We start from the raw sequence: 25,544 nt of genomic DNA on the forward strand, positions 1-25,544 counted from the left end.
TTGCACTATTACATTAATTAAAAAATTATGAAAACTAAATTATTATCGATTGTTGTTTTAGTATCATCTTTTGCTAGTGCACAGTTATACACACCAACTGGTGGGGTACAAACTTCATCAACTAATTATATTGGAATCGGAACCAATGCTCCACAAGGAAGTCTTGATATTAATGCTAATAGTAGTATTCCTATCATTAGAGGAAATGGAGATTATATCCCTACTGGACTAAGATTTATTGATGATTCATATAATCAGGCTGGCCAGGTGAAGGAATGGAGTATATGGAAAGGGAATACCTGGGCAAAAGGGTTGGGGTTTATGAGGTATGATGCTGTAAATCGTTGTGCTGGAGGTATTTGTGAATTGTCTTTATTTTTAGCAGACGATGGTAATATAGGTATAAATACCAGTACACCTAGAGAAAGATTGGAGGTTAATGGAAATGCCAAATTCAGTGATTTTATAAGCTCAGGGAGTAATTCTTGGATTTTCCACACTCCTGATGATGGTAGGAAATCATTGCATATTGTTCCAAGGAATACTAATAATGTAGATTGGGATTGGGGAAAGTCATTTGTTATTAATGGAGAAAATGGAAACGCTTTATTAAACGGGAAATTTGAAGCAAAAGAAGTTAAAATCATCTTGACGCCCACAGCCGATTTCGTATTTGATGAGAACTACGATTTACCAACATTAGATGAGGTTGAAAAACATATCAAAGAAAAAAAGCATCTTCCTGAAATAGCCTCTGCCAAAGAAATGGAAAAAGAAGGTGTGAATGTGGGAGAGTTTCAAATCAAACTTTTACAGAAAATTGAAGAGTTAACTTTATATACAATAGAGCTAAATAAACAAGTGAAAAAGCAAACTGAAGAAATTGAGACTTTGAAAAAAGCGGCTAGGAAATAGTTTTGAATAAATACAAGAAGAAAAATCACTACTATGTTTTGTGATAATTCATGACTGTTTTTTAATGGATAGACCTCTTCTAATAAGGTCATCAAAAAATAAATGATTCATTTGAAATCGCTGCTAAGGCAGCGATTTTTTATTTTGAGCCAAAATTTCATAAAGATGCCTGTTAACCCTTTGAAGCTTTTAGAATTTTGAATACATTTGTACAAATAAAAATTAAAAAATGAACACACCATCAGAATTAAAGTACACTAAAGATCACGAATGGATCAAGATTGAAGGTAATATCGCTACCATTGGTATTACAGACTTCGCACAGGGAGAGCTTGGAGATATCGTATACGTAGATGTAGATACTGTAGATGATGACCTTAATGCGGGAGATGTTTTCGGAAGCGTGGAAGCAGTAAAAACTGTTTCAGACTTATTCTTACCAATCGCAGGAAAAGTGACTCAATTCAATGCAGAGCTGGAAGATCAGCCGGAACTGTTAAATACAGATCCTTATGGAGACGGATGGATTATTAAATTGGAAGTTGCTGATGGTGCAGATCTATCTGAATTACTTTCTGCAGAAGAATACCAGGCTATCATTGGATAAAATTTCAAAAATATTTAGTAAGATCTTGCCCATTTATTGGGCATTTCTTACTTATATGCTTCTCAAACCCGGAGAAGAGAATCATGAGTACTGGTTCATGTTCAGCGGCATCGACAAAGTTTTGCATTTCTGTATATTTGCAGCCTTAGGCTTTTCTTTCATTGCCACATTCCCCAAAATAAAATTCTCTTACTTTTTACAAATTATCCTTATATATGCCTTCCTCACCGAAATCTTACAGGAGGAAATGGGACTGGGAAGATCAATGGAAACATTAGATATCGTAGCTGATGCCATTGGATGCTTAGTTGGATATTTTACATATAAGATATTAATCAAACGTTTTTTCTAATCAGACACCGGGATAGATCAAGATCAGATTTCAAAACTTTGTATACAGACATCTACACTTTCAATTGTACATTCTTCATCCCCAATCTTTCTATCTCTACCCATTCCCAATTTTCCCTTACTTTAAAGCCTTTGTATTCTAATACTTTCCGACTCCTCCAAGACTCTAACCCTTCATTCTCTCCAACTCTCTTACTCTCAAACCCATTCAGGAGCTTCATCCCGCTATCCACTCATACTCCTCGCGCCCGCGCTGTCATCCTGAGCGTAGCCGAAGGATCCAACGCTTGCTGCGGGGTATCCGTTGCTATCGGGGCTAGGGGTATAAGTAATGAGTAATAAGTAATAAGTAATGCTGTATTACGTAATATCACTTGGTTACTTTATTTTCTTTCAGCTCTCTACTTTCCATTCTCCATTCTCCATTTTCAATAATATAGGTTATTATAAGATTAGGGCGACTTCAATTTGTTATCCTCATTATTATTCCCCAATATACATTCGCTTGTGTCATCTCTCAGAGATCCAGACAGCGTTATCCACAATTCTGTCATCTTAATTATGAATGTAGGTCTCTATCATCCTATCATCATCAATAGGAGTGGGCTTTAGCCCACTCAAATCAATAAATCCCTTTCCTCTGGCTTTAGCCAAAACTTACATCAGACTGTGCTTGTCCATAATATATACTAGACATATGTATTATATATATATGTGTATTATATATATGTATACAAAGAACCTCAGATCTATTTAAATATCGAAAAAGCAGCCTCAAAAGCCCTTTTAAAAACAATTTCACTATTGTTGATAAGTGTTGAAAGGTTATTAAAAGCTGCATTATCAGGTTACTAGATGTCAAACTTTCCCACAATTGTATTATGTGGATTAATTTTATGTTAAATAAAGTTGCGTGGTAATGTTGAAGTTTCTATCTTTGCCCCACTGAAAAACGAAAGATATTCAGTAAGCGCAGAAGGGCTTTTAGATAAGCAGAAACATTAAGATCTACGAAAGAAACGAGACGAAAAAAAACTTTTACTTTTTAATAAAAAAGGTTGCGAGTTAAAATAAAGTTAGTATCTTTGCAGTCCCAATTAAGGGAGCGCAGGAGTAGATAGATTGAGGGTTAGAGAGGAATTAAGGTTACAAAATAAACTTTAAAATTTTCTTCAAAAACATTTGGTCATTAAGAAATAAAGTTTTACTTTTGCACTCGCAAATACGGAGCGCCACTGACAGAAGAGAGTGCTTCGTTGAAAAGCGAAAGACAAGAAGTTCATTGAAATATAATATAACAACCAAGTAAGGAAAAACTAAAGCGTTAAAAAACTTTGAGTGAGTCAGACAAACATACAATGGAGAGTTTGATCCTGGCTCAGGATGAACGCTAGCGGGAGGCCTAACACATGCAAGCCGAGCGGTAGAGATTCTTCGGAATCTTGAGAGCGGCGTACGGGTGCGGAACACGTGTGCAACCTGCCTTTATCTGGGGGATAGCCTTTCGAAAGGAAGATTAATACCCCATAATATATTGAATGGCATCATTTGATATTGAAAACTCCGGTGGATAGAGATGGGCACGCGCAAGATTAGATAGTTGGTGAGGTAACGGCTCACCAAGTCTACGATCTTTAGGGGGCCTGAGAGGGTGATCCCCCACACTGGTACTGAGACACGGACCAGACTCCTACGGGAGGCAGCAGTGAGGAATATTGGACAATGGGTGAGAGCCTGATCCAGCCATCCCGCGTGAAGGACGACGGCCCTATGGGTTGTAAACTTCTTTTGTATAGGGATAAACCTACTCTCGTGAGAGTAGCTGAAGGTACTATACGAATAAGCACCGGCTAACTCCGTGCCAGCAGCCGCGGTAATACGGAGGGTGCAAGCGTTATCCGGATTTATTGGGTTTAAAGGGTCCGTAGGCGGATCTGTAAGTCAGTGGTGAAATCTCACAGCTTAACTGTGAAACTGCCATTGATACTGCAGGTCTTGAGTGTTGTTGAAGTAGCTGGAATAAGTAGTGTAGCGGTGAAATGCATAGATATTACTTAGAACACCAATTGCGAAGGCAGGTTACTAAGCAACAACTGACGCTGATGGACGAAAGCGTGGGGAGCGAACAGGATTAGATACCCTGGTAGTCCACGCCGTAAACGATGCTAACTCGTTTTTGGGCTTTCGGGTTCAGAGACTAAGCGAAAGTGATAAGTTAGCCACCTGGGGAGTACGTTCGCAAGAATGAAACTCAAAGGAATTGACGGGGGCCCGCACAAGCGGTGGATTATGTGGTTTAATTCGATGATACGCGAGGAACCTTACCAAGGCTTAAATGGGAAATGACAGGTTTAGAAATAGACTTTTCTTCGGACATTTTTCAAGGTGCTGCATGGTTGTCGTCAGCTCGTGCCGTGAGGTGTTAGGTTAAGTCCTGCAACGAGCGCAACCCCTGTCACTAGTTGCCATCATTAAGTTGGGGACTCTAGTGAGACTGCCTACGCAAGTAGAGAGGAAGGTGGGGATGACGTCAAATCATCACGGCCCTTACGCCTTGGGCCACACACGTAATACAATGGCCAGTACAGAGGGCAGCTACACAGCGATGTGATGCAAATCTCGAAAGCTGGTCTCAGTTCGGATTGGAGTCTGCAACTCGACTCTATGAAGCTGGAATCGCTAGTAATCGCGCATCAGCCATGGCGCGGTGAATACGTTCCCGGGCCTTGTACACACCGCCCGTCAAGCCATGGAAGTCTGGGGTACCTGAAGTCGGTGACCGTAATAGGAGCTGCCTAGGGTAAAACAGGTAACTAGGGCTAAGTCGTAACAAGGTAGCCGTACCGGAAGGTGCGGCTGGAACATCTCATTTTAGAGCGTCTTTTAGACGATAAACAAAATTAGTATCTTAGGATACAAGTACTTACTTAAAGTAAAGCTTTAGTTTTTTGTTTGGTTGATTATATAAAAAAATACAACACCCACTAGAAATTAGTATTAGGGAAAGAGATTGAGCAATGCAGAGGAAGAAGGAATTACTTATTACTCATCATTCATTACTCATAACAAAGTCTCGTAGCTCAGCTGGTTAGAGCGCTACACTGATAATGTAGAGGTCGGCAGTTCGAGCCTGCCCGAGACTACTAATTTTGAGTACAGGAGTTTGAGAGTATAAGAGCATAAGAGTTAACACTTAAACGCTCCAACACACTCACTCACCAACTCGACTAGAGGGGAATTAGCTCAGCTGGCTAGAGCGCCTGCCTTGCACGCAGGAGGTCAAGGGTTCGACTCCCTTATTCTCCACATAGTTACAGTAATGTAACAAGAATAGAAGATATTTATAAAATAAAACACAGGATTTTAGCCGATAGGGGCTAGAGCGTCCCGATTCATCGGGAAGGTCAAGGGTTCGACTCCCTTATTCTCCACAGTTTTGAAAGCTTAATTTAAAAGTTACGGATAGAGCCAAAAACAATATCTGTTCATTAAGCTGACAAGAAGACATTAAGATCATTGACATTAACGGTAAAGACATCACAAAGAGATAACCGAGCACTTTCGAGTGCCGAGTTTATAAAAATATCGATAAATTAAATTTTATCAAAAAATACTGAACTAATTTAATATTAGGAAAGAAATCGTTAAGGGCGTATGGCGGATGCCTAGGCTTTCAGAGGCGACGAAGGACGTGGTAAGCTGCGAAAAGCTGCGGGGATTGGCACACACGAATTGATCCGCAGATGTCCGAATGGGGCAACCCGGCATGTTGAAGACATGTCACTCTAAATTTATTTAGAGAGCAAACCCGGAGAACTGAAACATCTAAGTACCCGGAGGAAAAGAAATCGAAGAGATTCCGTAAGTAGTGGCGAGCGAAAGCGGATTAGCCCAAAAGCTGATATATGTTTAATAGAATGTTCTGGAAAGAACGGCCGTAGAGGGTGATAGCCCCGTATATGAAAGGCATATTTGAGTGATAAATGAGTAGGGCGGGACACGTGAAATCCTGTCTGAATATGGGGGGACCATCCTCCAAGGCTAAATACTCCTGAAAGACCGATAGTGAACAAGTACTGTGAAGGAAAGGTGAAAAGCACTTCGAATAGAAGGGTGAAATAGAACCTGAAACCGTACGCCTACAAGCGGTCGGAGCACCTATATGGTGTGACGGCGTGCCTTTTGCATAATGAGCCTACGAGTTAATTTTACTAGCGAGGTTAAGGTATTAAGTACCGGAGCCGGAGCGAAAGCGAGTCTGAATAGGGCGTATAGTTAGTAGGATTAGACGCGAAACCTTGTGATCTACCCATGGGCAGGTTGAAGCTCTGGTAACACAGAGTGGAGGACCGAACCGGTTGACGTTGAAAAGTCTTCGGATGACCTGTGGGTAGGGGTGAAAGGCCAATCAAACTGGGAGATAGCTCGTACTCTCCGAAATGCATTTAGGTGCAGCGTCGTATATAAGTTTATTAGAGGTAGAGCTACTGATTGGATGCGGGGGAGTCAAATCCTACCAATTCCTGACAAACTCCGAATGCTAATAAATGTTCTACGGCAGTGAGGGCATGGGTGCTAAGGTCCATGTCCGAGAGGGAAAGAACCCAGACCAACAGCTAAGGTCCCCAAATATATGTTAAGTTGAAGCAACGCGGTTGGACTGCATTGACAGCTAGGATGTTGGCTTGGAAGCAGCCATTCATTTAAAGAGTGCGTAACAGCTCACTAGTCGAGCGGTCCGGCATGGATAATAATCGGGCATAAACATATTACCGAAGCTATGGATTTGTATCTTAGGGATACATCTGGTAGGAGAGCATTCTATTTGCGCCGAAGCAGTACTGTGAGGTATTGTGGAGCGGATAGAAAAGAAAATGTAGGCATAAGTAACGATAAAGGGGGCGAGAAACCCCCTCACCGAAAGACTAAGGTTTCCTCAGCCATGCTAATCAGCTGAGGGTTAGTCGGGACCTAACGCGAACCCGAAAGGGGTAGTGGATGGACAATGGGTTAATATTCCCATACTTGCTCACACTAAAAAGGGGACGGAGTGCCGTACTTACTGGAGACTGACGGAATAGTCAAGGCCTAGCCTTCGGGCGAAGCTGCTGTAGGGAAAGTGCTTCCAAGAAAAGCCGAAGTGAAGCAACCCGTACCAAAACCGACACAGGTAGTCGAGGAGAGAATCCTAAGGTGCTAGAGTGAATCATGGTTAAGGAACTAGGCAAAATAGTCTCGTAACTTCGGGAGAAGAGACGCCATCAGCAATGGTGGCCGCAGTAAAGAGGCCCAGGCGACTGTTTATCAAAAACACAGGACTCTGCAAAATCGAAAGATGCAGTATAGGGTCTGACACCTGCCCGGTGCTGGAAGGTTAAGGAAGGTGCTTAGGGTTAAACCGAAGGCATTAACTGAAGCCCCAGTAAACGGCGGCCGTAACTATAACGGTCCTAAGGTAGCGAAATTCCTTGTCGGGTAAGTTCCGACCTGCACGAATGGTGTAACGATCTGGGCACTGTCTCAACCATGAGCTCTGTGAAATTGTAGTCTCGGTGAAGATGCCGAGTACCCGCAATGGGACGAAAAGACCCTGTGAACCTTTACTATAACTTCGTATTGACTTTGAGTAAGTAATGTGTAGGATAGGTGGGAGGCTGTGAAGCGGGCACGCTAGTGTTTGTGGAGCCAACGTTGAAATACCACCCTTTACTTACTTGGAGCCTAACTTCCTTTGGGAAGGACATTGCGTGGTGGGTAGTTTGACTGGGGTGGTCGCCTCCAAAAGAGTAACGGAGGCTTTCAAAGGTACCCTCAGCACGCTTGGTAACCGTGCGTAGAGTGTAATGGCATAAGGGTGCTTGACTGTGAGACCTACAAGTCGATCAGGTGCGAAAGCAGGACATAGTGATCCGGTGGTTCCGTATGGAAGGGCCATCGCTCATAGGATAAAAGGTACTCCGGGGATAACAGGCTAGTCTCCCCCAAGAGCTCACATCGACGGGGAGGTTCGGCACCTCGATGTCGGCTCGTCACATCCTGGGGCTGGAGAAGGTCCCAAGGGTTGGGCTGTTCGCCCATTAAAGTGGCACGCGAGCTGGGTTCAGAACGTCGTGAGACAGTTCGGTCTCTATCTATTGCGGGCGTTAGATGTTTGAGAGGGCTTGATTCTAGTACGAGAGGACCGAATTGAACAAACCTCTGGTGTATCAGTTGTACCGCCAGGTGCACTGCTGAGTAGCTACGTTTGGAAGAGATAAGCACTGAAGGCATATAAGTGCGAAACTCGCCTCAAGATGAGACATCTTTTAAGGGTCGTGGGAGATGACCACGTTGATAGGCTATAGGTGTAAAGACAGTAATGTCATAGCCGAGTAGTACTAATTACCCGTAGATTTATAGCCTGATATGGTGCTACGAAAGTGCAGCAAGGTTAGCTCTTTGTGAAAGTTTTTATCGATTAAAACGCAAAAGGCAAACAGCAAAAAGTGATTGGCAAACAAGCCAGGAGCCCTATGCAATAAGCCAGATGCTATATACAACCTTTAGGGTGGTTTTAGCGGTGGGGCTCACCTGTTCCCATTCCGAACACAGAAGTTAAGCCCACCAGCGCCGATGGTACTGCGAAAGCGGGAGAGTAGGCCGCCGCCAGTTTTTATTTTATTTTAAAAGTCTCATACAGTAATGTATGAGACTTTTTTTTTGGTATATACCCCCCGGGAATAGGTAATGAGTAATAAGTAATAGGTAATGCTGTATCACTTAATACCACTGGATTACTTTATTTTCAATCTTTCAATTCTCAACCCTTTTTCTACAGCCTTTTTCATTCTCTATTTTCAATTTTAAATAATAAATAGGTTTTGGCTAAAGCCAATGGAATATGTTCTATGATGATAACGGGCTAAAGTCCGTCGCTATTGAATGTCTACATTGTAAATCCATTATTACTTACAAATCAAGCGTAGAAGCATATTCAATTTATTAAAATCACTGCTGCTTCTGAATTATCACTTCCTTTTGTCATCCTGTAAGGATCCAGACGATTGAAAGGTTATAGGAGTTGTATTCTAATTAAAAAATTGAATAATGTCGTCTGGATCTCTACGAGATGACAAAGTGTGCGGATATGCGTGTAGATAAGGTTTGTAGGTTTTGGCTAAAGCCGATGGAAGGATTGATTATTTGTACAACGGGCTAAAGCCTGTTGCTATTGAATATCTACATTATAAATCCATTATTACTTACAAATCAAGCGTAAGAGCATATTCAATTTATTAACATCACTGCTGCTTCTGAATTATCACCTCTTTTTGTCATCCTGAAAGGATCCAGACGGTTGAAAGGAGATATGCAGTATTATATTCTAATTACAAAATAGAATAACGCTGTCTGGATCTCTACGAGATGACAAAGATTACGGATATGCGATTGCTTATTGTTTTGGGGTGATTATTTATTGCCCATTACTGGTTGCTCATTACTAATGATTTATTCTTTATCCCACCAAATGCGACCCCAAATATTGTTTGGATTACCGCCAAAACCGGGATCCTGATTCATCTGATCAAGGGCTGTTTGTTGGTTTTGATAATTTAAGTTATCTTTTGATGGAGTTGGAAGAGCAATTCTTCTTGGCATTGTCAATGGAAATCCATCGCGAGTAGGCTCTTCAAGTTTAAGGGCAGTTGATGTATTAGGCATACCAGTTCTTTTTATCAATGCCCATACTTCGCTTGGCTGTTTGAAATAATTAAGATATTCCTGAAGAATGATTTGTTCAAGAGCTTTTGAAGAATTGAATTTAATTTTAGAACTATTGAGATATATATTAGTATCAGTTCCTTTAATAGGTATATATTTATCTATGATAGCTTCTTTTGCTATATTGTCGTACATTTTAATAGAAGCTTTGATACCTTCCATATAGAGGGATTCAGCATTACCAGGGATCAGATTTCTCACAACCAGCTCTGCTTTTAATAAAGAATAATCAGCATAGGTAAGGAGTGGAAATATAGCGTTTCCGGTACCAATAGTAATGCCTACAACATTTTCCGGGCGCCATATTCTATATTGTAATCGTGAAACTGTATCATAATTAACCTGATTTAATACTCTTTTTGCCGAAGTATAATAACGGCTTTTATTAGCTGGAACCAAATCGGGACTGATGGGGCCTCCCACATATCTTTCAGCAGTATCCACTTGCTTCATTAGCCCTGCTGCTACAAGTTTATTAATGTTTTCCTGGGAATAATCATTCTTTTCGAAAAATATGCGTCTTCTAGGATCTTCCGTAGTATTCATAAAATCAACCATAGGTTTTGAGGCTAACATGCCAATAGGATTAAAATTACCATGTTCTGTAAATCTTCTTGATCGTAGTGAAAAATCTTCTTCCTGCTTACTAATCTGATCTCTTGACAATACCTCTGTAGCAATAGCTGTAAGTTTTGTTGAATTTCTTTTCATTAATCTTGAAGCAATCTTTAATCTTAATGAATTAGCAACCTTTTTCCATTTAGTAATATCACCATCAAAAAAGAAATCTTTTGAACCAACGTTTACCTGTATGGATTGATTAGCTCCTTCAATTGCGGTATACGTTTCACTTAATTGTTTATCAAAAATATCGTATAGCTGCTCCTGTGTCTCATATTTGGGAGTTTGGGTTCCTCCATAGCGAGCTTGGAAAGCTTCTGTATAGGCTAAACTACCATTTACATCAGTCACATACCATGCATAATAAACTTTCAAAATTGTAGCAATACTTTTTAGATAGACATATTTTGTTTGCTGATCTGTTGGCATTTTGTTGATCTTGTAAATGATATCAGTAAGCAAAGCTCCATGATCGCCGTAAAAGGTATCTTTTCTTTGGTTCATATTAGAACCATCATTCATAAATTGTCCGGAATTGCCTGTACTCGGTACCAATGTTTGTGTCCACGGCATAATCCTGCGGTAATAATCATAATAGTATTCGTAGCTGGCACTATATCCCGCTTTAATTGCTAGTGGTAATAGTTCTTCAGGAGTAGCGGTTACCTGATCGATCGGATTGGTATTGATTTCAGCAAAATCGTTGGTACATGAGTTGAATAACTGCAGCGATATGATGAGTAAAAGTATTTTTTTCATTTGAGGTAATTTTAAGTATTAGAATGAGAAATCCAGATTAAATCCGATATATCTTGACATGGGTGCTCCTCCATATTCTGCAAAGCTTCCTGCACTGTTGGAGTATTTTCCTTCAGGATTTATTCCATCAGGTAATTTATTATATATATAAAAGAGGTTTCTTCCTATTATAGACATATTAAGAGTATTTAACCCAAGGGGTTTAATCATTTCCGGTTTAAAGAAATAGGTTAATCTTGCTTCTCTAAGGGAAACCCAGGTATTTTCAAATATTGCATGTTCTCGAATACCTCCTGCCCACGAGGATAAATTGTTGTAATATCCGACTGTGCGTACAGGGTTTACCCATCCTTTGTCATATACTTCCTGATAGGTCATGCCTCCAACTTGTCTGGTATTTCCCTGCTTATCTTTTATTTCAGTACCTTGGGCAAAAACCCCTTCAGGAATTAATCCAAATTGGGTGTTGCCAGCGTTGTCAATATATTTAATACCTCCTTTTTCCTCATCCCGGTACTGTAATGTTGATGCTAGATTTCCAAACTGAACGCCGTAATTATAGGTAGCAGAAAGGAGATCTCCTCCCACTCTAGCATCTATTAAGACACTTAATGATAAGTTTTTATATCTTAAAGTATTTCTGAAACTGGTTAAAAAATCAGGAGTTGATTTACCTACTGTAGTATATCCCTGATTCTGATAAGAGTCTGATCGTAAGTAAGTACCATTCGGTTTCAGAACTTTCATTCCATTTCTGGGATCATCAATTTTGTTACCATTTGCATCGTATGCCTGATATCTTGCATAAGCATATTTGGTTTGTATTAAACCATATTGTTGTCCTGGTATGGCAATACTTTTCACATCATTTCCCATCCCCCAATTGATAACGTATTCAGTTACACCCGGGTAAAGTTCCAGAATTTTATCTCTGTTTTGAGAAAATGTCCATGTTGTATTCCATCGAAAATCTGATGATTTAACAGGAACAGCATTGACAATTATTTCTATCCCTTGATTTTGTAAATTTCCTGCATTGATTTGTTGTTGGCTAATACCGGATTCCTGTGGTAGTGATAGGGTTAATAGTTGATTGGTCGTATTGGTTTTATAAAAAGAAACATCAAAATCTAACCGATTATTAAAAAAGGCCATATTCACTCCAAATTCTATGGATTTACTCAGTTCATTTTTTAAATTGAGATTAGCCAATGAATTACTGTTAAAGCCGGTTAACGGGATCCGGGTACCACCCGGAGTATTGTAGGCAGAAGGATCAGGTTTATAATAAAGTCCTGAACTGGTATTATAGGGAGAAGTATCTCTTCCTACCCAGGCTAAACTTCCTCTCAAACTTCCAAAATTAATCCATTTTGGAAGCTTAAATGAATTAGAAAATGTCCAGTTACCAACAAAAGATGGATAAAAATAGCTCAGACTTCCGTGACCGTCGGGATATGCAAGTGTAGAAGACCAGTCATTACGCCCAGTAATATCAATAAACAACTGGTCCTTCCATGCGAAATTTGCAAATGCATATAAACCCTGAATTCTTTTTGGAGATTGCCCATCAGAATAGGATGGCTCATTTGTTATTGGATCTATAGAGTTTGAGAGTTGAAAAACTCCTGGGCTATTTAAACCTCCGTTGGTCCATTGCTTGCTGGCTTTGTATTTAGATCTGAAATCTTCACCACCAACAGATGCATTGAGTGTGAGATGATCTGTCAGTTTAAAATTTCCATTTAATAAAAATTTAACCATATATTGCTCTTTTGTACCTTCTAATACAGTATAACTTCCCCCTGAAAAGCCAGGATTTTCTCCCAGAATTTTAGATTCGTTAACGAAATTATAATTGTTAAAGTTGCCACTCACAAGTAGATTTAACCAATCGGTTATTTGAGATTTTAGGTCAAGCCGTCCAATATAATTATTTTCTTTTTGCGTTCTTGTATTCTGGAAAATATTAAAGTAGGTGCTAGCCATTCCATATGGATCTGCAGTATCTTGCCTTATACCACCTTTTACAGGATCTAAATAATTGTTTCTCCAATATGCAGCATCAAAACTCCTGGGTAATCCGTATATAAAACTGAATAAAGGGCTACTATTTCCGCCTTGTGGTACGGGATTTTGTCCAAATGATCTGTTATAATTAAAACTGGCATCTATTTGTAAATACTTGTTAAATTCATGAGTTGCACGGAGGTAATAAGCATTTTTAATAAATTTGTTACGAGGCAGAATACCTTCTGCTTCCTGATTGGTATAGCTTAATAAAAAGGTAGATTTAGCGTCTCCTCCGGAAATCTCGAATGAATTTTTACGATCGAACCCTACCTGATAAAGATTTCTGTAATTTTTTGGCTGAGGATTCCATAATATGGTTCTACCATCAATATCTTTTACTGGCTTTCCATCAAACTTTGGTCCATAACTACGGAAAAAATTACTTGCATCAACAAAACGGTTACCATTAACATCTGTTGAAAAGGTAGGGGCAGTACCAGCTCCAAATTCATTTTGAAATTTTGGACCTTCGTATACATGTTGTGTAGTAAGGGAAGAGTTGATCCTGACACCCAATCCATTTTTATCTTTTCCTTTTTTAGTAGTGATAACAATAACCCCATTGGCGGCACGAGAACCGTAAAGAGCAGACGCTGCCGCACCCCTTAATACTGTAACTGATTCAAAAACATCAGTGTTAAGGTTTTTCATCTCATTACCAAAATCATAACCTGATCCCCATTGATCTGCACCAGTAATGCTGTTATCAATAATAACACCATCTACAACGATAAGGGGCTGGTTATTGTTTCCTAGTGAAGTGTTACCTCTGATCTGAATTCTGGCACTGGATTGAGGTCCACCTGAACCTGCAGAAATTTCCACACCCGGCAGCTTCCCTTGTAGAGCTTCCATTGGATTCACCACGCCTGCTTGCGTAATATCTTTAGTTTCAACTTTTGTTATGGCATATCCTAATTTTCTTTGATCTCTTTTGATTCCGAGAGCAGTTACCACAACCTCCTCAATTTGTTTATTTTTTGTGGTGTCTTTTTTTGTTTTTTGAGCATTTAAATGGTTGGTAGTGCCCAGCAGAAAACAAAAGACACTTACAGTAAGGGGAACCCCTATGTTTAATTGTTTCATTTGTCCATCATTTGGTTAATGCTACAATATTAACAAAATAATGGATATAAAATTAAATTTATTTAATGTAACTTATTGGTATTCAGTATTTAATTGCGTAAATTAGGATGTTTGAATTAATATTTAATGTATAAAATTCTTTAATATTGAATATTATAGATATTAAAATAAACTCATCTTTTTTTTATATGAATTTTATTTTTTTCACGAATAGATATCCTAATTTATTAAGTTTTGTTTAAAATAGGCGTTTATCAATAATATAAAGAATAAAAAATCCCTTATCAACTATGATAAGGGATTGGTATAATTATATGAGATCAAAATTACATTTACATCACACCTGAATGACTCCTAAATTGAATTTTTCGGTAATAGGAGAGTGGTTAGCAGCTTCAATGCCCATCGAAATCCATTTTCTGGTATCTGCAGGGTTGATGATGGCATCTGTCCATAATCTTGCGGCTGCATAGGTTGATTCTGTTTGTTTCTGATATCTTTTTGAAATCGTGTCAAGAATTTCATTATGTTCTGCTTCGGAAATTTCTTTGCCTTGTTTTTTCAATGTAGATTCCTGAATCTGAGCTAATACTTTTGCCGCCTGAGCACCTCCCATTACAGCCAGATCAGCCCAAGGCCAGGCTACAATAAGTCGTGGGTCATAAGCTTTTCCACACATGGCATAATTTCCGGCACCATAGGAATTTCCTGTAATAATGGTAAACTTAGGAACTACTGAATTGGCAACTGCGTTGACCATTTTAGCTCCATCCTTAATAATTCCACCATGTTCTGACTTGGAACCTACCATAAAACCGGTAACATCCTGTAAAAAGATCAATGGTATTTTCCTTTGATTACAGTTGGCAATAAATCGGGTTGCTTTATCTGCAGAATCAGAATAGATCACTCCTCCAAACTGCATTTCACCTTTTCCGCTTTTTACCAGTTTTCTCTGATTGGCCACTATTCCCACAGACCAGCCGTCAACTCTGGCGGTGGCGCAGATAATACTTTTACCATAGTCAGGTTTATATTCTTCATATTCCGAGTTATCCACAATACATTTCAATATATTGTAAGTATCATATTGCTCGGCTCTGGAAACCGGCATAATTCCAAAAATATCTTCAGGATTTTCTTTAGGCGGAAAGCTTTCTACTCTGTCGAAACCAGCTTTTTCAGTGCTTCCTAAAGACTTCATAATGTTTTTAATTCTATTTAAAGCATCTTTATCATCTTTAGCCTTATAATCGGTAACTCCTGAAATAGAGCAATGGGTCGTAGCTCCTCCCAATGTTTCGTTATCAATACTTTCTCCGATGGCAGCTTTTACAAGGTAGCTTCCGGCAAGAAAAATAGAGCCTGTTTTATCAACAATCATCGCTTCGTCACTCATGATAGGAAGATAAGCTCCTCCAGCTACACAACTTCCCATTACTGCTGAGATCTGGATAATACCCATAGAACTCATCTTGGCGTTGTTTCTGAATATTCTTCCGAAATGCTCTTTATCAGGAAATATTTCATCCTGCATCGGAAGATAAACACCGGCAGAATCTACCAGGTAAATGATTGGAAGTTTATTTTCCATGGAGATTTCCTGCGCACGAAGGTTTTTCTTTCCGGTTATTGGGAACCATGCACCTGCTTTTACAGAAGCATCGTTAGCCACAACAATACATTGTCTTCCGGAAACATAGCCAATCATAACGACTACACCACCGCTAGGACATCCTCCATGCTCGGGATACATTTCGTATCCTGCAAATGCTCCTACTTCTATGGAATCTGAATCTTTATCGAGAAGATAGTCTATTCTTTCTCTTGCCGTCATTTTTCCTTCATCACGAAGCTTTTGAAGCCTCTTTTCACCACCTCCTTTTTTGATTTCGGCGAGCAGGCGATTTATTTCTGAAAGTTTTAATCTGTTCTGATCTTCCCGTTTGTTGAATTCAATGTCCATAAGATTTCAATTTTTTACGCTTAAAGATACTATTTTTATGAGGAATATAGATTTGAAGTAAAACGGGTGTTTAATACTTTGGTTATTAGTAAATTGTGAAATTTTTAACAGAAAAATATTTTTTAATGATTTATATTTTTTCTAACTTTACAGTAGAGTAACAGAGGTGATATTCTCTGCAAAATACTCTAAGTTCCTAGTTTATTTTTTTAATAGTTTATTATTTGAAGGCCCTGAAAGTTTAACAAATTTTCAGGGTTTTTTTTGATCTGTCATTGAAATCAATGGTAATATTTTCTGTATTCTACAATGTTAAGATCGGTAGCAGAATCCTTAATCTTCTTATACTTTTTGAAGGGAGTGAAGCCCAGTTTTTCCGGAATCTTTCTGCTTGCAATATTTTGTTCATCTACTGGATATAAAATATATTGGAAGACAAAATTATTTTCCAGAAATTCAACGAGTTTTGTGATAATTTCAGTACCGAATCCTTTGCCCTGAGAACTCTTTTTTAACCATAGTCCAAGCTCAATTGACTCCTTTGTTATATTATGAATCCCACAACATCCGACAAAATCTCCATTTGAATCCAAGGCAGCCATTATCAGGTCTGTATTTTCTGATAAGGTTCTTTTTGACTCATTGACAAAACTGACAATATCGTTTCTGTTGCCTTGTGGACTAAAGGGCATATATCTGGTGATTTCACTTGTGAAATGTTCCAGAATATCATCTATGTACGAGTCGTCAACAGGTTGTAAGGTTAGCCGTTCTGTTTTGATTTTAATATCTGACTGCAATATCATGCTGTATTCTATTATTTTTTCTCCTTTTTATGTGATTTTTCAAAAAAATAATAACAGAGATCATGCATCAGTAAGAAAAACCAATAAAAACGTTTATTTATTAAAGTAAATTTATATTTTTTGTGAGATTTATACAAGCCTATTTGTAAATTTGCATGTTCAAAAAAAGAAGAAGATAGGTTATGCATAAATTGGCACTTTTCAGGTTACATTTAATTGTATTTTTATGGGGTTTTACGGCTATTTTGGGGAAACTGATCGATGCCAATGCTCAGATTCTGGTATTTTACCGAATGTTGTTTGCTGCTATTTTCCTTTTTGTATTTATCAGGGTATATAAAAAGGAAAGTATAAAAGTTTCGAAAAAAATATTTTTTCAGCTCGCTGCCATAGGTTTTGCGATGGCGCTTCACTGGTATTGCTTCTTTTATTCCATTAAGGTTTCGAACGTTTCCATTGCCTTAAGCTGTTTGTCATTATCTACACTTTTTGCTTCGATACTGGAACCCATTATTTTTAAAAGAAAGGTAGATGTATCGGAAGTGGTCATGGGGATGGTTATTGTTGCCTGTATTTTATTGATTTTTAAGACTGAATTTCATTTTAAAGAAGGGATTATGTATGGAATTCTATGTGCAGTATTCGGGACTATTTTCTCAGTATTTAATGGAAAAATGTTTGGTAAAACAAGTTCCGGAAACATTATATTTTATGAAATATTCTGTGGTTGGTTTATTCTGATGATATTTTATCTGTTTTCAGGTCAAATTTTTCAAATGAATGAAATAAACTATAGAGATCTGGCGTTAATATGCTTGTTAGCCAGTGTTTTTACTGCTTTTCCGATGCTGGAATCAGTGAAATTAATGAAGTATATATCGCCTTTTACTCTAATTTTAACAGTTAATTTGGAACCTGTTTACGGAATTATACTAGCTTTTTTTATCTTTGGGGAATCAGAACATATGAGCCCTATATTTTATATTGCTTCAGCAGTTATGATATTGGCAATCATTGTTAATGGATTAATAAAAGCCAGGAAAACAAAAAAACTTTAACTAAGCATCAAATTTATATGATGAAAAAATATTTTTTACTTGCATTTTCACTGCTGTTTGGGCTGTCTCAATCTCAGATTATCAGGAAGTATTCCAATGAATTTTTAAATATCGGAGCCGGCGCAAGAGGATTGGCAATGGGAGGAGCAGTAATTTCCAATCAGGATGATGTGTATTCTCCTATGTGGAACCCTGCAGGATTGATGTCTATTGAAAGAGACTGGCAGGGAGCTGCAATGCACGCCGAATATTTTGAGTCTATAGCAAAGTATGATTATCTGGCCTATGCCAAGGTATTGGAAGAAGGTGTTTTTGGAGTTTCAGTAGTGAGACTGGGAGTTGATAATATTTTGAATACCACTCAGATGATCGACTCTGAAGGGAATATTGATTACGATAAAATCACAAAATTCTCACAATCTGATTATGCGGCTATCCTTTCCTATGCGTTCAGACCAGGGGGGAATCCTAACCTGGATGTAGGGGTGAATGCCAAGATTGTTTATAGAAATGTGGGTAAATTTGCAAACGGATATGGATTCGGATTTGATGTAGGAGCGATCTATAAAGCAGACAACGGCTGGAAATTCGGAGGGATGATCAGAGATATTACAACCACGGTAAACTTTTGGAGCATTAATCAAAAAGAACTGTCAACGGTTGTCAACGGAGAAGAATTCAACCCGGCTCCGAAAGATAAAATGGAGCTTACCATGCCGAAATTAAATGTTGGAGCGAGTAAATTATTTCAAATCAACAGCAGTGTATACGTATTACCTGAAGCAGGTTTAAATGTTGATTTTGCTAAAACTGCATCATTGATTTCAACGGATTTTGCAAGTATCAGTCCTTATGCAGGGGCTGAACTGGGCTATCAGAAAATGATTTTTGTACGATTGGGGATTAACAGATTCCAATCTATTACAGATATAGAAGACCTTAAGAGAAAAGTTTCTTTCCAGCCTAGTGCAGGTATCGGGATAAGATATAGAGGGCTTACTTTGGATTATGCTATTACGAATTCAGGGATAGGCGGTTCTAATTTTTATTCCAACTTCTTCTCATTGAAGCTGGATATGGGAGCATTTAGAAATGATTAAATTGGTAAAAGAATGAAAAAGATATCAGTACTTATATTAGCAGTATGTTCAACAGTTGTTTTTGGACAAAAGGTTTCGGATTATAAATATATATCCGTCCCTGAAAAGTTTGAAACATTTAAAAGCGGAAGCTTCGGGTTGGAAGCATTTCTTACGAAAGCTTTAAAAGGAAAGAACTATGTGGTTTTGCCGGCAGGAGTTGATCAGTGGCCTTCGGAAGCCAAAGATAATTCTTGTAATATCCTTAATGCTGATGTAATTAATGATAAGAGCTTGTTTACTAATAAAGTAATACTACAATTTAAAGATTGTAATAAGAAGGTAATCCTTGAATCGAAAGGCCGCTCAGATATTAAGGAATTTGAAACAGGATATCCTGATGCTTTACAGCAAGCTCTGGTAAAAGTTGGGGCTTCTAATCCTGTTGAGATGTTACCACCGACACAAATGTCAACACAAGTTCAGGACAAGACAAATGCTACAAAACAAGCTTCAAATTCTGAGACATCAACTCAAGTGGTTTCAGGGCCACCCGCCAGTAATTATTCAAACGGGCAGGTAGATCTTCAAAAAATACAGGTTGATGCAGGTCAGTTTATTTTAGCTAAGGCTGGAAGTTCGGTTCCTTTTGCTGTTTTTAAAACTTCTTCCAAGAAAGATGTCTTCATTGTTAAGCTATCTGACGGAAGTACAACTTTAGGTTATTTTGAAAATGGAAATATAGTGATAGATATGCCTAAGGCTGATGGAAGATATGCTAAAGAAGTTTTCACAGGAAAATAAATGAAATATAATACATATGTATAAAAGGCTCTTTTTAAGAGCCTTTTATGTTCATATATGATGATGTGTTTTCTTTGAATGCAGTTACTAGGCAAATTCTTATGTATAGTCTTTGTTAGCTTATACTAATTTATGAAAAATATTATAAATAATGTTAATTTATAAATAATATTTTATTAATTAATGTTTATAGTTTTATATTTCCTGTGTTTATGGTGCTTTAGTGTTATGTTGTCTTGTTTTGAGATAATAGGATTCAACATATAGTAAATCATCTTAATCAATGCCACAAATAATCTAAAAAGACCATTCCAACTAGTGAAACGGTCTTCCCTTATTAGAAAATGGATACTTTATTTTTTTATGAATTTAAAAACCCGTATTCCGGCACTTGTCTTTATTTTAGCCGTGTAGGTACCTGGAATTAGATTTGAAAGTTTAATAGAGGCATTCTTTTTATTTAATGAATAATCATTTTTTATAAGCTTCCCATTAAAATCATAAATTTCAACTGATTGTATTGCTTGTGTATCTTCAATAGTCAGGATATCGGAAACCGGATTAGGATAGATTTTGGCTTTTGATAAAGACATTTCCTTTGTGGAAAGAGTTTGTGTAATAACTAAAGTATAATCTACCCAACTGCCATATCCAAAAGAATCACATGGGTTTCCTTCCACGGAATTACCGAGACGGTTCCAAATTCTCATCCTATAATTCCCGGGGCTTAATGAAGAGGGAATAGCAAAACTGCCACTATAAGTTTGAGGACTATTTCCAATATAATCTGGCATAAATAATATTTCACCAGCATCATCAAAGCTTCCGTTTTTGTTAAAATCTATAGCCATCCCGCAGCTAAGCCATCCTTTGGTTGTTACATTAATAGTGTAGGTAGTATTGATATTCATATTGATCATTGTGGAGGTTTTATCAGTCTGAGTGGAACAGGTTCCCGAAAAATTGGAATCATTGAAGTTGACTTGAGGTATTTCCACTTTAGTTATTTTCCAATTAGAAACGGAACAATTAGAATAGGTTGGATTGCAATACGTTTGTCCATTGACAAGACTAAAGCCTAATAAAAGGCATGCAAATAAAATTGCAGAGAAGAAGTGTTTTTTCATAATTGTGATTTTTTAATTAATACCTAATGTAAGAAAAAAAACATTAAATCACTATTATGTGAATTTATTAAATTGTATTTATACTTTTACACGATCTTTTTGTTAAAAATTTCTGATTTTGTTGACAGATTTTTTTAATATTCTGATTTGTTCTGGAATTTATTTACCCACCTTTTTACCTGTTTAGAACAAAAGTGTGCTGATTAATCGGTTGACTTTCAATAATAAGTGATTGGTATTTGAAAATTATTAATTCGAATTGAAAAATTCCCATATAACCTTAGCTTTACTTTTCCCCAGAATTTCTTCCAAAGTTTCCAGATTAGATTCTTTTATTCTTTTAACAGATTTCAATTTTGATAACAGAAGTTCAATCGTTTTTTCACCAACGCCCGGAATTTCCTCCAATTCAGATTTTATAGTGGAGTTTTTTCTTCTTGTTCTGTGATGCTTTACTCCGAAACGGTGCGCTTCATCTCGCACTCTTTGCAGGATTTTTAAAGTTTCAGACTTTTTATCAAGATATAATGGGATAGGATCTTCCGGGAAGAAGATTTCTTCCAGTCGTTTGGCAATTCCTACGATGGTAATTTTCCCATACAATCCTAATAACCGTAAGCTTTTTACGGCAGAAGAAAGCTGACCCTTTCCACCATCAATCAGAATCAATTGAGGTAAGTTTTCACCTTCATCCAGCATTCTTTTATAACGGCGGTAAATTACTTCTTCCATCGTTGCAAAATCATTGGGACCTTCTACAGTTTTAGGATGAAAAATTCTATAGTCTGCTTTGCTTGGTTTTCCATCTTTAAAAACGACACAGGCAGAGACAGGATTCGTTCCCTGAATATTGGAGTTATCAAAACCTTCAATGTGTCTTGGCTCAACCGGCATTCTCAGCAACTTTTGCATTTCAGCCATGATCCTGTTGGTATGTCTTTCGGGATCTATGATTTGCACCTGCTTTAATTTTTCCAGACGATATTCTTTTGCATTCTTTTCAGAAAGCTCTACAATTCTTTTTTTGTCACCAACTTTTGGAACGATCAGCTTTACATTAGGTATTTCTACAGACAAATGAAAAGGAAGCAGCACTTCTTTGGAATCGGAGTTAAACTTTTGCCGGATCTCAATCAATGCCTCTTCCATAATGTCTTCATCTGTTTCTTCAAGGATCTTTTTGATTTCCGTAGTGAAACTCTGGATGATATTTCCGTTTCTTATTTTAAAGAAATTAACGTAAGCGGCCGTCTCGTCACTGGTCATTCCGAAAACATCTACATCATCAATATTCGGATTAACAACTGTATTTCTGGCCTGATAGTCCTCAAGAATATCCAGTCTTTCTTTAATAATCTGAGCTTCCTCAAACTGAAGATTAGAGGCATGCTTCATCATTTGATTCACCAGATAATCCTTGGCTTTACGGAAATCTCCTTTGATAATCCCACGGATGGCATCTATCTTTTCATCATAATCTTCTTTACTTTCAAGGTCTTCACAAGGTCCTTCACAATTTTTAATGTGATATTCCAGGCAGACTTTGTATTTTCCATCGGCTATTTTCGCTGGAGCCAGATTCAGGTTACAGGTTCTGAGTTTATAAATATGCTTGATGGTATCCAGCAAAATTTTTGCAGGACGTACCTTTGCATAAGGACCGTAGTATTCGGAACCGTCTTTAATTTTATTTCTGGTCAGAAAAATTCTCGGAAAATCTTCATTTTTAATACAAATCCAGGGATAGGTTTTGTCATCTTTCAACATGACATTATAAAACGGCTGGTGCTCCTTGATCAGGTTGTTTTCCAAAAGAAGTGCATCATACTCACTGTTAACAATGGTTGTTTCAAGACGCTGTATTTTGCTGACCATTATTTTGATCCTGTATCCTGAAAGATTTTTATTAAAATAAGAGAGAACCCTTTTCTTTAAATTTTTGGCTTTACCGACGTATAATAGCTGTTCGTTTTTATCATAATAACGATAAACACCGGGTTCCGACGGTAAAGTTTTGAGCTGTAGTTCTAAAGAAGGATTCATATAACAAAATTAAGGAAACTTTCCAGATTTAAAAAAAGAAAACCTGCAGATCGCTCCACAGGTTCAAATTATTTGTTTAAAATATTTTATCCGTTTGTCATTGTTGTGTATTCATTCACAAGAAAACTGAAATAATCCCATTCAACAGATTTCTTAGGATATTTTTTCATGAATTCCTGATTGTCTCCAAAAAGGAAGTCATAATTGTCTTCAAAATCATCTTTATGAAGCCACATTACTTTATCTCCTTTTTTTATATAATACGATTTGATCACACCACCTCCCAGCTGTGGACCTCCTCCGATAGAGAAACCACCTGTTTCTTTGGCTCGCGGATCGTGATATACTGCAATGATATCATCAAAACCGGGATTGATGACCTGCATCAGAAATTCTTTATCATCTTTTTTGTTCTTTAAAGAAACCGTTTGATTTACAAAATAAATCCTGTCATTATTGGTGTTCTTGGTAAGTTTCTTTGTTCCAAAATTTCTGATGTTACCCATATATTTGGCAACTTTGGCAATCTTTTCAGCATTGCTTGGGTACACATACATTTCACTGATGTCATCAGCGTTATAGGTATTGTTCTTTTTCGTAGCGCTGTCTTTAATGGCTACTTCATAGATCTGGCCTTTCTTGGTTTCTATTTTATTACAAAAACCTTTAAAAGTAGATCCGTCTTTTAAAATAATAGTTGATGTTTTCTTGGGAGATGGAGCGTTAAAACCTTCATTGAAAAGGTAAGTCTCCATTTTTTTGATGTCTTCTTTAGAATATTTTACTTTCTGGGCGAAGGTTGTACTCCCTGCAACGCATAAAGCAAGCAGTAAAGTTTTCAGTCTCATGTATTATTGTTTTTAATTTCGGGGCTAAAAATAGTAAATTAATTCACTTCTTTCGAGAAAAATATAGAACGATGAAATTTAGTTTCGCCAATTATTGTTAAATGCGTAATTTTAAGAAAATTTTTTAGAAATGATATACGGAGTAGATGTTTTTACTTTCCATGATGTTCTGGAAATATGTAAAAAGCCAAATAAGGCCAAATTGAACAAAGCCGCCAAAGAACAAATTTTAAAATCTCAGAAAAACGTACAGGAAATAGTAGAGTCTGATCGATGTGTATATGGGATTAATACGGGATTCGGACCGTTGTGCGATACTAAAATATCTGCTGACGAAACAGCACAGCTACAATACAATCTGATCATTTCTCATGCAGTGGGAGTAGGAAAGCCTATTGATAAGGAGTTTTCCAAAATCATGATGATTGCTAAAGTTCATGCTCTGTCCAAAGGATTTTCCGGTGTTTCTCTGGAAGTTATCGAGAGAATGATTCTGATGCTTGAAAAAGATATTATCCCCGTAGTACCGGAACAAGGATCTGTAGGAGCTTCAGGAGATCTTGCTCCTTTAGCACATCTGGTATTACCTTTACTTGGACTGGGAGAAGTTTGGGAAGGAAACGAGGTTGCTGATACATTGGAAGTTTTGAAAAAACATGACCTTGAGCCATTAGCTTTAGGTCCGAAAGAAGGATTAGGATTAATCAATGGAACACAATTTATCCTCGCTCATGCGATCAAAGGACTTGAAAAGTTTGAATACCTGTTAGATCTTGCTGACATGACGGCGGCAATGAGTCTTGAAGCTTACAGAGGTTCTGCCAGTCCGTTCAAAAAAGAGCTGCACGACATCAGACCTTTCGAAGGAAGTAAAAAGGTGGCGGCAAGAATGCTTAAGTTTTTAAAGGGATCAGAAAATATGAAGGCTCACGAAGATTGTGAAAGAGTTCAGGATCCTTATTCTATGAGATGTGTGCCACAGGTTCATGGGGCGAGCAGAAATGCATTCGAACATCTTAAAGCTATGGCTGAAACAGAGCTCAACTCAGTAACAGATAACCCAATTGTTCTTAGTGCTGAAGAATCTATTTCAGGAGGTAACTTCCACGGACAATTAATGGCTTTACCTTTAGATTACGCAACATTGGCCGCGGCTGAATTAGGAAATATTTCAGACAGAAGAAGCTACCTTTTATTAGAAGGAAAGTACGGACTACCAAGATTATTGACGGAAAGCTCAGGATTAAACTCAGGATTTATGATTCCTCAGTACACTTCAGCAGCTTTGGTTACAGAGAACAAAACTTTATGTTTCCCGGCGTCTGCTGACTCTATTCCTACAAGTTTAGGACAGGAAGACCATGTTTCTATGGGAAGTATTTCCGGTAGAAAATTCAATCAGGTTCTGGGTAATCTGGTGAATATTTTATCCGTAGAATTAATGTTTGCCGCTCAGGGATTAGAATTCAGGCGACCATCCAAATGTTCTAAAATAATTGAAGAAAATTTTGCTATTCTTCGTTCTAAAGTTTCCAAGCTTGAAGAGGACAGATTGATCGGGAAAGATATGCTGGCAATCGCAGAATTGATCAATGAGAGAAAATTTGTTGTCAACTAAATCAAATAACATTGAAGCTTCC

General features: G+C 37.7%; 14 protein-coding genes, 3 tRNA genes and 3 rRNA genes. 13 read left to right on the forward strand and 7 right to left on the reverse strand.

Annotated features, from left to right (window positions below; genetic code table 11):
- The first annotated feature begins 27 nt into the window (after positions 1-27).
- The 9 genes from EG342_RS08980 (at position 28) to rrf (ending at position 8,524) form a co-directional block, all read left to right on the forward strand.
- Complete coding sequence (locus EG342_RS08980; RefSeq protein ID WP_103294232.1) at positions 28-915, forward strand: FliH/SctL family protein; 888 nt, start codon at positions 28-30, stop codon at positions 913-915.
- A 229-nt stretch (positions 916-1,144) separates the two neighbouring features.
- Entirely contained in the window at positions 1,145-1,522 is a 378-nt protein-coding gene (gcvH, locus tag EG342_RS08985) for a glycine cleavage system protein GcvH (RefSeq protein ID WP_103294231.1), read from the forward strand.
- On the forward strand, positions 1,515-1,874 hold the full coding sequence (locus EG342_RS08990; protein ID WP_246008791.1) for a VanZ family protein: 360 nt from the start codon (positions 1,515-1,517) through the stop codon (positions 1,872-1,874). Before gcvH ends, EG342_RS08990 begins: the two co-directional genes overlap by 8 nt.
- A 1,354-nt stretch (positions 1,875-3,228) precedes the next feature.
- A 16S ribosomal RNA gene (locus tag EG342_RS08995) occupies positions 3,229-4,745 on the forward strand.
- A 197-nt stretch (positions 4,746-4,942) separates the two neighbouring features.
- Positions 4,943-5,016, forward strand: a tRNA-Ile gene (locus EG342_RS09000).
- An 89-nt stretch (positions 5,017-5,105) separates the two neighbouring features.
- A tRNA-Ala gene (locus EG342_RS09005) sits at positions 5,106-5,179 on the forward strand.
- Between the two features lie 52 nt (positions 5,180-5,231).
- Positions 5,232-5,304 (forward strand) — tRNA-OTHER (locus tag EG342_RS25130).
- A gap of 203 nt (positions 5,305-5,507) precedes the next feature.
- Positions 5,508-8,274, forward strand: a 23S ribosomal RNA gene (locus EG342_RS09010).
- Positions 8,275-8,416: 142 nt separating this feature from the next.
- Positions 8,417-8,524, forward strand: a 5S ribosomal RNA gene (gene rrf / locus EG342_RS09015).
- Together the 16S, 23S and 5S rRNA genes with 3 tRNA genes alongside form the textbook arrangement of a ribosomal RNA operon.
- A gap of 837 nt (positions 8,525-9,361) precedes the next feature.
- Here the strand turns inward: rrf and EG342_RS09020 are convergent.
- From EG342_RS09020 to EG342_RS09035, 4 genes are all read right to left on the reverse strand, one after another.
- Positions 9,362-11,014 (reverse strand): SusD/RagB family nutrient-binding outer membrane lipoprotein, encoded by a 1,653-nt coding sequence (locus tag EG342_RS09020; protein ID WP_103291695.1) that lies wholly within the window; start codon positions 11,012-11,014, stop codon positions 9,362-9,364.
- A gap of 18 nt (positions 11,015-11,032) precedes the next feature.
- Entirely contained in the window at positions 11,033-14,173 is a 3,141-nt protein-coding gene (locus EG342_RS09025; protein WP_103291694.1) for a SusC/RagA family TonB-linked outer membrane protein, read from the reverse strand.
- Positions 14,174-14,510: 337 nt separating this feature from the next.
- Positions 14,511-16,139 carry an acyl-CoA carboxylase subunit beta gene (locus tag EG342_RS09030; protein ID WP_103291693.1) on the reverse strand — a complete coding sequence of 543 codons (1,629 nt, stop codon included), beginning with the start codon at positions 16,137-16,139 and terminating at the stop codon, positions 14,511-14,513.
- 281 nt (positions 16,140-16,420) lie between these two features.
- Complete coding sequence (locus EG342_RS09035; protein ID WP_103291692.1) at positions 16,421-16,945, reverse strand: GNAT family N-acetyltransferase; 525 nt, start codon at positions 16,943-16,945, stop codon at positions 16,421-16,423.
- A 182-nt stretch (positions 16,946-17,127) separates the two neighbouring features.
- On the opposite strand from EG342_RS09035, the gene EG342_RS09040 reads away from it, so the two are divergent.
- From EG342_RS09040 to EG342_RS09050, 3 genes are read left to right on the forward strand one after another with little or no spacing between them, the layout of a single operon-like run.
- Entirely contained in the window at positions 17,128-18,003 is an 876-nt protein-coding gene (locus EG342_RS09040; protein WP_103291691.1) for a DMT family transporter, read from the forward strand.
- Positions 18,004-18,020: 17 nt separating this feature from the next.
- Positions 18,021-19,103: a putative type IX sorting system protein PorV2 gene (locus EG342_RS09045; protein WP_103291690.1), complete on the forward strand. Its 1,083-nt coding sequence runs from the start codon at positions 18,021-18,023 to the stop codon at positions 19,101-19,103.
- A 12-nt stretch (positions 19,104-19,115) separates the two neighbouring features.
- Positions 19,116-19,886 (forward strand): hypothetical protein, encoded by a 771-nt coding sequence (locus EG342_RS09050; RefSeq protein WP_103291689.1) that lies wholly within the window; start codon positions 19,116-19,118, stop codon positions 19,884-19,886.
- A 353-nt stretch (positions 19,887-20,239) separates the two neighbouring features.
- On the opposite strand, the gene EG342_RS09055 is transcribed toward EG342_RS09050, so the two are convergent.
- The 3 genes from EG342_RS09055 to EG342_RS09065 form a co-directional block, all read right to left on the reverse strand.
- On the reverse strand, positions 20,240-21,013 hold the full coding sequence (locus EG342_RS09055; RefSeq protein WP_103291688.1) for a T9SS type A sorting domain-containing protein: 774 nt from the start codon (positions 21,011-21,013) through the stop codon (positions 20,240-20,242).
- A 249-nt stretch (positions 21,014-21,262) separates the two neighbouring features.
- Entirely contained in the window at positions 21,263-23,056 is a 1,794-nt protein-coding gene (uvrC, locus tag EG342_RS09060) for an excinuclease ABC subunit UvrC (protein WP_103291687.1), read from the reverse strand.
- Between the two features lie 86 nt (positions 23,057-23,142).
- The gene (locus tag EG342_RS09065) at positions 23,143-23,904 is read right to left on the reverse strand and encodes a hypothetical protein (RefSeq protein WP_103291686.1); all 762 of its coding nucleotides are present in this window, start codon (positions 23,902-23,904) and stop codon (positions 23,143-23,145) included.
- Positions 23,905-24,034: 130 nt separating this feature from the next.
- Between EG342_RS09065 and hutH the strand changes: the two genes are divergently transcribed.
- Positions 24,035-25,522 (forward strand): histidine ammonia-lyase, encoded by a 1,488-nt coding sequence (gene hutH / locus EG342_RS09070; protein WP_103291685.1) that lies wholly within the window; start codon positions 24,035-24,037, stop codon positions 25,520-25,522.
- Positions 25,523-25,544: the final 22 nt, after the last annotated feature.

The sequence above is a fragment of the Chryseobacterium lactis genome, assembly GCF_003815875.1.
Taxonomy (GTDB): domain Bacteria; phylum Bacteroidota; class Bacteroidia; order Flavobacteriales; family Weeksellaceae; genus Chryseobacterium; species Chryseobacterium lactis.